Source organism: Streptococcus agalactiae ATCC 13813, from assembly GCF_000186445.1.
GTDB classification, from domain to species: Bacteria; Bacillota; Bacilli; order Lactobacillales; family Streptococcaceae; genus Streptococcus; species Streptococcus agalactiae.
The window spans coordinates 1,258,893-1,269,048 of the sequence record NZ_GL636070.1 but is presented as its reverse complement, the minus strand read 5'-3'; the positions used below and the strand labels follow the sequence as shown (position 1 = coordinate 1,269,048).

General features: G+C 37.1%; 7 protein-coding genes. 6 read left to right on the top strand and 1 reads right to left on the bottom strand.

From position 1 onward, the window contains the following. Nucleotides 1–33: 33 nt before the first annotated feature. Nucleotides 34–1,410 (bottom strand): tRNA uridine-5-carboxymethylaminomethyl(34) synthesis GTPase MnmE, encoded by a 1,377-nt coding sequence (gene mnmE / locus HMPREF9171_RS107175; RefSeq protein ID WP_000028890.1) that lies wholly within the window; start codon nucleotides 1,408–1,410, stop codon nucleotides 34–36. Nucleotides 1,411–1,537: 127 nt separating this feature from the next. Here mnmE and HMPREF9171_RS107180 point away from each other — a divergent pair, with 127 nt between their 5' ends. From HMPREF9171_RS107180 to lplA, 6 genes are all read left to right on the top strand, one after another. Further along, the gene (locus HMPREF9171_RS107180; RefSeq protein WP_000584910.1) at nucleotides 1,538–3,448 is read left to right on the top strand and encodes an ABC-F family ATP-binding cassette domain-containing protein; all 1,911 of its coding nucleotides are present in this window, start codon (nucleotides 1,538–1,540) and stop codon (nucleotides 3,446–3,448) included. Between the two features lie 148 nt (nucleotides 3,449–3,596). Beyond that, nucleotides 3,597–4,565, top strand: a complete 969-nt coding sequence (locus HMPREF9171_RS107185; RefSeq protein ID WP_000258167.1) for a thiamine pyrophosphate-dependent dehydrogenase E1 component subunit alpha — start codon at nucleotides 3,597–3,599, stop codon at nucleotides 4,563–4,565. 74 nt (nucleotides 4,566–4,639) lie between these two features. Further along, the gene (locus HMPREF9171_RS107190) at nucleotides 4,640–5,638 is read left to right on the top strand and encodes an alpha-ketoacid dehydrogenase subunit beta (RefSeq protein ID WP_000005088.1); all 999 of its coding nucleotides are present in this window, start codon (nucleotides 4,640–4,642) and stop codon (nucleotides 5,636–5,638) included. Nucleotides 5,639–5,764: 126 nt separating this feature from the next. Next, on the top strand, nucleotides 5,765–7,153 hold the full coding sequence (locus HMPREF9171_RS107195) for a dihydrolipoamide acetyltransferase (protein WP_000257573.1): 1,389 nt from the start codon (nucleotides 5,765–5,767) through the stop codon (nucleotides 7,151–7,153). A 59-nt stretch (nucleotides 7,154–7,212) separates the two neighbouring features. Continuing rightward, nucleotides 7,213–8,970 carry a dihydrolipoyl dehydrogenase gene (gene lpdA, locus HMPREF9171_RS107200; RefSeq protein ID WP_000863371.1) on the top strand — a complete coding sequence of 586 codons (1,758 nt, stop codon included), beginning with the start codon at nucleotides 7,213–7,215 and terminating at the stop codon, nucleotides 8,968–8,970. Nucleotides 8,971–9,067: 97 nt separating this feature from the next. Next, nucleotides 9,068–10,057 carry a lipoate--protein ligase gene (gene lplA, locus HMPREF9171_RS107205; protein ID WP_000875296.1) on the top strand — a complete coding sequence of 330 codons (990 nt, stop codon included), beginning with the start codon at nucleotides 9,068–9,070 and terminating at the stop codon, nucleotides 10,055–10,057. Nucleotides 10,058–10,156 lie beyond the last annotated feature (99 nt).

Below are 10,156 nucleotides of genomic sequence, written 5' to 3'. Positions count from 1 at the left end.
GAAATATTCGGTGCGTAAGCACCGAATATTTTTTTATTTACCTAAGCAGAATTGGCTGAAGAGCTGAGTTATTAGTTCATCTGGAGCTGCATCTCCAGTGATTTCTCCAAGTATTTCCCAAGTTCTAGTCATATCGACTTGTAAGAGATCAACAGGCATTCCTAATTCCAAGCCCTCATTGACAGCTTTTAAACTATCAACGGCTTTTTCAATTAGTGAGATATGGCGAGCATTCGATAGATAAGTAGCGTCATGTTCTACCATACCAGCATTGTCAAAGAAAATATCGTTAATACGTTCTTCGATTTTATCGATGTTTTCATTTTCTAAAACCGAAATTGGAATAACATTTTCAGGTAATTCGTTAACTTCTATTTTTTGAGGAAGATCCGTTTTATTGAGTAATACGATACGATTACTTTCTTTACTTAGTTCTAGAAGGGAGCGGTCTTGTAATGTTAGTGGTTCGGAACTATTGAGAACCAACAACACAAGGTCGGCTTCTTCTAAAGCCTTCTTTGAACGTTCAACACCAATTTTTTCAACGATATCATCTGTATCACGGATACCAGCAGTGTCAACTAGTTTTAAAGGAACTCCTTTAATATTGACGTATTCTTCAATAACATCACGAGTTGTTCCTTCAATATCTGTCACAATCGCCTTTTCTTCACGTAAGAGGTTATTTAGTAAGCTGGATTTACCAACATTTGGACGACCAATAATTGCTGTTGAAAGTCCTTCTCGAAGAATTTTTCCACGTCGGGCAGTTCGAAGTAAATTTTCCATAAGTGCTTGAAACTCTTGTGTTTTTTCACGCATCAGTGTTGTAGTCATCTCTTCAACGTCATCATATTCAGGGTAATCGATATTAACTTCAACTTGGGCTAGAGTATTTAGAATTTCTTGTCGAGTGTTATTGATTAGTGTCTTTAAAGAACCATCTAATTGCTTAACGGCAATATCCATTGCTTTATCTGTTTTAGCTCTAATAAGATCCATAACAGCTTCAGCCTGAGTCAAGTCAACTCGACCATTTAAAAAAGCACGTTTAGTAAATTCTCCTGGTTCAGCCATTCGTGCTCCATGTCGTAAAATTAACTGAAGAATTTCGTTAGTAACTGCAATTCCTCCATGCGTATTAATTTCAATAACATCTTCTCTTGTGAATGTTTTTGGAGCAAGCATAACGCCTAACATAACTTCATCCAAGATTTCATTTTTATCTGGGTCCACAATATGACCATAGTTTAAGGTATGGGATTGGATAGCGGATAGATCTTTTCCACGATAAATTTTTGATGCTATCTTTAAGGCATCTGTACCAGATATACGGACAATACCAATAGCTCCCTCACCGAGAGGAGTTGAAATAGCTGCGATGGTATCAAATTCTTTTGTAATAGACATAAAGTCTCTCTCTTTCTTGGAAATTACTAACATTCATTGTAACCTAAAGCCCTAAAAGGTGCAATCATTTGATTAAAAGAGAAGATTTCCATAATGGTTTTATTTGAAGGTATGCTATAATAAAACTATGATTATACTACAAGGAAACAAAATTGAGCGCTCATTTTCAGGTGATGTGCTTTTTGATAATATTAATATTCAAGTTGATCAACGTGATCATATTGCTCTTGTTGGACGTAATGGTGCTGGCAAATCAACGCTTCTTAAAATTTTAGTTGGTGAAGAGGCTCCGACAAAAGGAGAAATAAATAAAAAGCGTGATTTGAGTTTGTCCTACTTGGCACAAGATAGTCGTTTTCAATCTGAAAATACAATTTTCCAAGAAATGTTACAAGTTTTTGACTCATTAAGAGAAGTAGAGAAGCGCTTACGTGAATTGGAATTACAAATGGGGCAAGTTTCAGGAAGTGACCTGGAACAATTGATGAAAACATACGATATTTTGTCAGAAGAGTTTCGTGAAAAAGGTGGCTTTACCTATGAATCAGATATAAAGGCTATTTTAAATGGCTTTAAGTTTAACAGTGATATGTGGGAAATGCCTATTAGTGAATTGTCTGGCGGGCAAAATACACGATTAGCGCTTGCAAAAATGCTACTTGAAAAGCCAGAATTACTTGTTTTAGATGAACCAACGAACCATTTAGACATTGATACGATTGCTTGGTTAGAAAATTATCTTGTAAATTATCAAGGAGCCCTTATTATTGTCAGCCATGACCGCTATTTTTTAGACAAGGTAGCTACAGTAACTTATGATTTAACGACACATTCTCTAGACCGCTATGTAGGCAATTATTCGAAATTTATGGATCTTAAGGCAGAGAAAATAGCGACTGAAGAAAAGAATTTTGAAAAGCAACAAAAAGAAATTGCTAAGTTAGAAGATTTTGTACAACGTAACATTGTTAGGACTTCAACCACTAAACGAGCACAAGCTCGTCGTAAACAATTAGAAAAGATGGAACGACTCGACAAGCCGAATGTAGAGCAAAAATCAGCTAATATGACTTTTCATGCTGGGAAAATCTCAGGGAATGTTGTTTTAACACTTGAGAATGCAGCTATTGGTTATGAAGGTGTTTCTTTATCGGAGCCAATCGATTTGGACGTGAAGAAATTTGATGCTATTGCAATTGTAGGTCCAAATGGTATCGGGAAATCAACTTTAATCAAATCGCTTGTTGGACAAATTCCTTTTATCAAAGGAGAAGCAAAATTAGGAGCAAATATCGAAACTGGGTATTACGATCAAAGTCAAAGTAATTTAACAAAAACGAATACTGTTTTAGATGAGTTATGGAATGCTTTTTCAACAACGCCAGAAGTTGAAATTAGAAACCGTTTAGGAGCTTTTCTTTTTTCAGGTGATGATGTTAAAAAATCAGTTTCAATGTTATCCGGTGGTGAACGAGCGCGTTTGCTATTGGCAAAATTATCTATGGAAAATAATAATTTTCTCATATTAGATGAGCCAACAAACCACTTGGATATTGATAGTAAAGAAGTCTTAGAAAATGCACTCATCGAATTTGATGGCACATTACTTTTTGTTAGTCATGATCGCTATTTTATTAATCGTGTGGCAACTAAGGTTCTCGAAATTTCTGATAAGGGAAGTACTCTCTATCTAGGAGATTATGATTATTACCTCACTAAGAAAGCCGAACTAGAGGAATTAGCACGTTTAAATGAAGAAGAAGTGAGTGTTTCAAAAACAGAAATCGACGTTACATCAGATTATGAGACACAAAAAGCAAATCAAAAGGAATTTAGGAAAATTACCCGTCGCGTTGCAGAAATTGAGGCGCGTTTGGAAGTTCTTGAAAATGATGAAAACAATATCAATGGTTTAATGTTAGAAACCAATGACATCGGAAAACTCTCTGATTTGCAAAAAGAGCTGGAATCAATTCAAGAAGAACAATTGCTATTAATGGAAGAGTGGGAAAATCTAAATATGAGACTAGATTTGTGAGAAAATTTCAAAAACAATAGTTTGTGAAAAAAAGTACATTTGAAATTGAGATGCCTTTTACGAAAACAAAGAAAGCGGTTCAAATTCTTGCATCTTGTGAAAAAAACTTATACAATAATTAAGTAATAAAGATTTTTTGGAGGTTAGAATGGTAACTCTATCTAAAGAACAACACTTGGATATGTTTCTAAAAATGCAACGTATTCGTGATGTTGATATGAAATTTAACAAATTGGTTCGTCGTGGTTTCGTCCAAGGGATGACTCACTTCTCTGTTGGTGAAGAAGCTGCTTCAGTAGGTGCTATCCAAGATTTAACAGATTCAGATATCATTTTCTCAAACCACCGTGGACACGGACAAACTATTGCAAAAGGTATTGATATTGGTGGAATGTTTGCTGAACTTGCTGGTAAAGCAACAGGAACATCAAAAGGTCGTGGAGGCTCAATGCACTTAGCAAACCTTGAAAAAGGTAACTATGGAACAAACGGTATCGTCGGTGGAGGATATGCGCTTGCAGTAGGTGCTGCCCTTACACAGCAATATGAAGGAACTGATAACATTGTTATCGCCTTTTCGGGTGACTCAGCGACTAACGAGGGCTCATTCCATGAGTCAGTTAACTTAGCTGCTGTTTGGAACTTACCAGTTATCTTCTTTATCATCAACAACCGCTATGGTATCTCAACAGACATCACATACTCAACTAAAATTCCTCACCTTTACATGCGTGCTGATGCGTACGGTATTCCAGGGCATTATGTTGAAGATGGTAATGACCTTATGGCTGTTTACGAGAAAATGCATGAAGTCATCAATTACGTGCGTTCAGGAAATGGACCAGCTATTGTAGAGGTTGAATCATACCGTTGGTTTGGTCATTCGACTGCTGATGCTGGGGTATACCGTACTAAAGAAGAAGTTGATTCATGGAAAGCTAAAGATCCAGTAAAACGCTACCGTGCATACTTAATTGAAAATGAAATCGCTACTGAAGAAGAGCTTGCAGCTATTGAATCACAAGTGATTAAAGAAGTTGAAGAAGGGGTTAAATTCGCTGAAGAAAGTCCATTCCCTGATATGTCTGTTGCATTTGAAGACGTTTTTGTGGACTAAAATAACCTAAAGTAGATGAGATTTATCTCGTTCTATTATTCAATTGATTAAAAAACGGATATTCGGAGGAAATAATGAGCGAAACTAAAGTTATGGCTTTGCGCGAAGCGATTAATGTCGCTATGAGCGAAGAAATGCGCAAAGATGAAAAAGTATTTTTAATGGGAGAAGATGTAGGTGTATATGGAGGAGACTTCGGTACATCTGTTGGTATGTTAGAAGAGTTTGGTGCTAAGCGCGTTCGCGACACACCAATCTCAGAGGCTGCGATTGCAGGTTCAGCTATCGGTGCTGCACAAACAGGTTTGCGTCCTATCGTTGATTTGACATTCATGGATTTCGTAACAATCGCAATGGATGCTATCGTTAACCAAGGTGCTAAAACGAATTATATGTTTGGTGGAGGTCTATCAACTCCAGTTACTTTCCGTGTGGCATCAGGGTCAGGTATTGGTTCGGCTGCACAACACTCACAATCATTAGAAGCTTGGTTAACACACATTCCAGGTCTAAAAGTTGTTGCACCTGGTACTGTTAATGAGTCAAAAGCACTTTTGAAATCTTCTATTCTTGACAATAACCCAGTTATCTTCTTAGAGCCAAAAGCTCTCTATGGTAAGAAAGAAGAAGTTAATATGGATCCTGATTTCTATATTCCACTTGGTAAAGGGGATATTAAGCGTGAGGGTACTGACTTAACAATTGTTTCTTATGGCCGTATGCTTGAGCGTGTTATGCAAGCTGCTGAAGAAGTTGCTGAGGAAGGTATTAACGTTGAGGTTGTTGATCCACGTACACTTATTCCGCTTGATAAAGAATTAATTATCGATTCTGTTAAGAAAACTGGTAAATTGATCTTGGTTAACGATGCTTATAAAACTGGTGGTTTCACTGGTGAAATTGCAACTATGGTTGCTGAAAGTGAAGCATTTGATTACCTTGATCATCCTATCGTGCGTCTTGCAAGTGAAGATGTTCCAGTACCGTATTCACGTGTACTTGAACAAGGAATCTTACCTGATGTAGCAAAAATTAAAGATGCTATCTACAAAGTAGTTAACAAAGGTAAATAATTCATAAAACAAAGAGGGACTGAGGAATGAGTGAAAACTTAGCCTCTTTCCTTGTTTATAGGTTTTAATTTATATCGTTAGATGAAACATATATTTGACGATATAGTTTAGTGTGAAAGGAAAACTATGGCTGTCGAAATTATTATGCCTAAACTCGGGGTTGACATGCAAGAAGGCGAAATCCTTGAGTGGAAAAAACAGGTAGGTGATGTTGTTAATGAAGGTGACGTCCTACTTGAAATTATGTCAGATAAAACAAATATGGAGATTGAAGCAGAAGACTCAGGTGTTTTACTAAAAATCACACATGGGAATGGAGATGTTGTTCCTGTAACTGAGACAATTGGCTATATCGGTGCTGAAGGTGAAGAAGTAACAGAAGTATCTTCTTCTGAAAATACATCAGTTGAAGAAAACGCGACACAAGTAACTTCAGAACCAGAAAAAGTTGAAGAAACATCAGAACCAAGTGTGCCAGCAGCTACAAGTGGTGAAAAAGTACGTGCCACTCCTGCAGCTCGTAAATTAGCAAGAGAGATGTCTATTGACCTTGCACTAGTATCTGGAACAGGGGCAAATGGTCGCGTTCACAGAGAAGATGTTGAAAGCTTCAAGGGTGCTCAACCACGTATTACACCATTGGCACGTCGAATTGCTGAAGATCAAGGAGTTGATATAGCAGAAATCACTGGCAGTGGTATTCGTGGTAAAATTGTTAAAAATGATGTTTTGGCTGCTATGTCACCGCAAGCAGCAGAGGCTCCTGTAGAAACTAAAGCTACACCAACAACAGAAGAAAAACAATTACCAGAAGGTGTTGAAGTCATTAAGATGTCTGCAATGCGTAAGGCTATTTCTAAAGGTATGACTAACTCTTACCTCACTGCTCCAAGCTTTACACTTAACTATGACATTGATATGACTGAAATGATGGCTCTTCGCAAGAAATTAATTGATCCAATCATGGCTAAAACAGGCTTGAAAGTCAGCTTTACTGATTTGATTGGAATGGCCGTTGTTAAGACATTGATGAAACCAGAGCATCGATACCTAAATGCTTCATTAATTAACGATGCACAAGAAATTGAGCTTCATAATTTTGTTAATATTGGAATCGCAGTTGGTCTTGATGATGGTTTGATTGTTCCTGTTGTTCACAATGCTGATCAAATGTCACTTTCTGACTTTGTTATAGCATCTAAAGATGTTATTAAGAAAACTCAAGAAGGTAAATTAAAATCAGCTGAAATGTCAGGTTCAACATTCTCAATTACTAACTTAGGTATGTTTGGTACTAAGACGTTTAACCCAATTATCAATCAACCGAACTCAGCAATCCTTGGAGTAGGAGCTACTATTCCGACTCCAACAGTGGTTGATGGTGAAATTGTAGCTCGACCAATTATGGCAATGTGTTTAACAATTGACCACCGTATTGTTGATGGAATGAATGGTGCTAAGTTTATGGTTGATCTTAAGAACTTAATGGAAAACCCATTTGGTTTACTTATTTGATTCCGTAGGTCTTAATTTGATATAATAAGTTATTCGAAAAACGAAAGAGGAAATAAAAAATGGCTTTTGATGTAATTATGCCAAAACTTGGGGTTGACATGCAAGAAGGCGAAATCCTTGAGTGGAAAAAAAATGAAGGTGACACCGTTAATGAAGGTGATGTCCTTCTTGAAATCATGTCTGATAAAACCAATATGGAAATCGAAGCAGAAGACACTGGTGTACTTTTAAAAATTGTACATCAGGCAGGAGATGTTGTTCCCGTCACTGAAGTGATTGCCTATATCGGAGAAGAAGGTGAAGAAGTAGGTACGTCATCACCTTCAGCTGATGCAACTATCACAGCTGAAGATGGTCAATCAGTTTCTGGACCTGCTGCTCCTTCACAAGAGACAGTCGCAGCAGCAACTCCTAAAGAAGAACTTGCAGCTGATGAGTACGATATCGTAGTCGTAGGTGGTGGGCCTGCAGGTTATTACGCAGCAATCCGCGGTGCTCAACTTGGAGGAAAAATTGCCATTGTTGAGAAAACTGAATTTGGCGGTACGTGTTTGAATGTTGGTTGTATCCCTACAAAAACATATCTTAAAAATGCTGAAATCTTAGATGGTTTGAAAGTAGCAGCTGGACGTGGTATCAACCTTGCTTCAACTAACTATGCAATTGATATGGATAAGACTGTTGCCTTTAAAAATTCTGTAGTTAAGACACTGACTGGTGGTGTACGTGGTCTCTTGAAAGCGAACAAAGTTGAAATTTTCAATGGACTTGGACAAGTAAACCCTGATAAGTCTGTTGTTATTGGCGATAAAGTTATCAAAGGTCGTAACGTCGTCCTTGCGACTGGTTCTAAGGTATCTCGTATTAATATTCCAGGTATTGAATCACCATTAGTATTAACATCAGATGATATTCTTGATTTACGTGAAATTCCTAAGTCACTTGCTGTTATGGGTGGTGGTGTCGTAGGTATTGAGCTTGGTCTTGTATGGGCTTCATATGGTGTTGACGTAACTGTTATTGAAATGGCTGATCGCATCATTCCAGCAATGGATAAAGAAGTATCGCTAGAACTTCAAAAAATCCTTGCTAAGAAGGGAATGAAGATTAAAACATCAGTTGGTGTTTCTGAAATTGTTGAAGCCAATAATCAATTAACGCTTAAATTAAACAACGGTGAAGAAGTTGTTGCCGATAAAGCTCTTCTTTCAATTGGACGTGTTCCACAAATGAATGGTCTTGAAAATCTTGAGTCTGAACTTGAGATGGAACGTGGACGTATTAAAGTTAATGCTTATCAAGAAACTTCAATTCCAGGTATCTATGCACCAGGTGATGTTAACGGAACTCGTATGTTAGCTCATGCTGCATACCGTATGGGTGAAGTAGCTGCTGAAAATGCACTCGGCGGTAATAAGCGTAAAGCACATCTAGATTTCACTCCAGCAGCTGTTTATACTCATCCTGAAGTAGCAATGGTGGGGATGACAGAAGAGCAAGCACGTGAACAATATGGTGACATATTAGTTGGTAAAAATAGCTTTACAGGCAATGGTCGTGCTATCGCTTCAAACGAAGCACATGGTTTTGTAAAAGTAATTGCTGAACCTAAGTATAAAGAGATTCTTGGTGTTCACATTATTGGTCCAGCTGCAGCGGAATTGATTAATGAAGCTTCTACGATTATGGAAAATGAGTTGACTGTCTATGATGTAGCACAATCTATCCATGGTCACCCAACATTCTCTGAAGTTATGTACGAAGCTTTCTTAGATGTTCTCGGTGAAGCTATTCACAACCCTCCAAAACGCAAATAATTTTGTTTAATATATTTGAGATTGAGCTTTTATAGCTTCAATCTCTTTTCACGTATATATTATCTGAATATTATAAAATATTAGTTAGGAATTTAAAATGAAATATATCGTTAACACGTCTAATGATCCGGCTTACAATGTTGCTTTAGAAGCTTACGCCTTTCAAAAGTTGACAGATATCGATGAAATCTTTATTCTTTGGATTAATGAACCGGCTATCATTATTGGACGCCATCAAAATACAATTCAAGAAATTAACAAAGAGTTCATTGATAAAAATGGCATTCATGTTGTCCGTCGTTTGTCAGGAGGCGGGGCAGTTTATCATGACTTGAATAATTTAAACTACACTATTATTTCTAATAATACACAAGAAGGTGCTTTTGATTTCCAAACTTTTTCAAAACCAGTTATTGATACTCTTGCTAAATTAGGTGTTAAAGCAGAATTTACTGGTCGTAATGATTTAGAAATCAATGGACAAAAATTTGCAGGAAATGCTCAAGCTTACTACAAAGGTCGTATGATGCATCATGGTTGTCTTTTATTTGATGTTGATATGTCAGTCTTAGGGCAAGCACTCAAAGTATCTAAAGACAAAATTGAATCTAAAGGGATAAAATCTGTACGCGCACGTGTTACAAATATTGTTGACCATCTTTCAGATAAAATTACAGTACAAGAATTTAGCGATGCCATTTTAGCTCAAATGAAGGAAGAATATCCAGAGATGGATGAATATGTTTTGAGTGATGCCGAGTTATCAGAAATCCAAGCTATGCGCGATAATCAATTTGCTACATGGGATTGGACGTATGGTAAAGCACCTGAATACACCATTGAACGTGGTGTCCGCTATCCAGCTGGAAAAATTACGACTTATGCTAATGTTGAAAATTCAACGATAAAATCTGTCAAAATCTTTGGTGACTTCTTTGGAGTGAAACCTGTAGATGATATTGAAAAAATGTTGGAGGGTGTCCGCTATGATTACAAAGATGTTTTAGCAGCGCTTAAAACAGTTGATACAAGTCAATACTTCTCACGTATGACACCCGAAGAGATTACAAAAGCTATTGTAGACTAAAATCAAAAAACCTAGTCAAAGTCTTTGCCTTTGGCTAGGTTTTTTGTATGGTTAAGTGGCCTTATAGTAGTAAAAAACCAACGTTATTGATAACGCTGG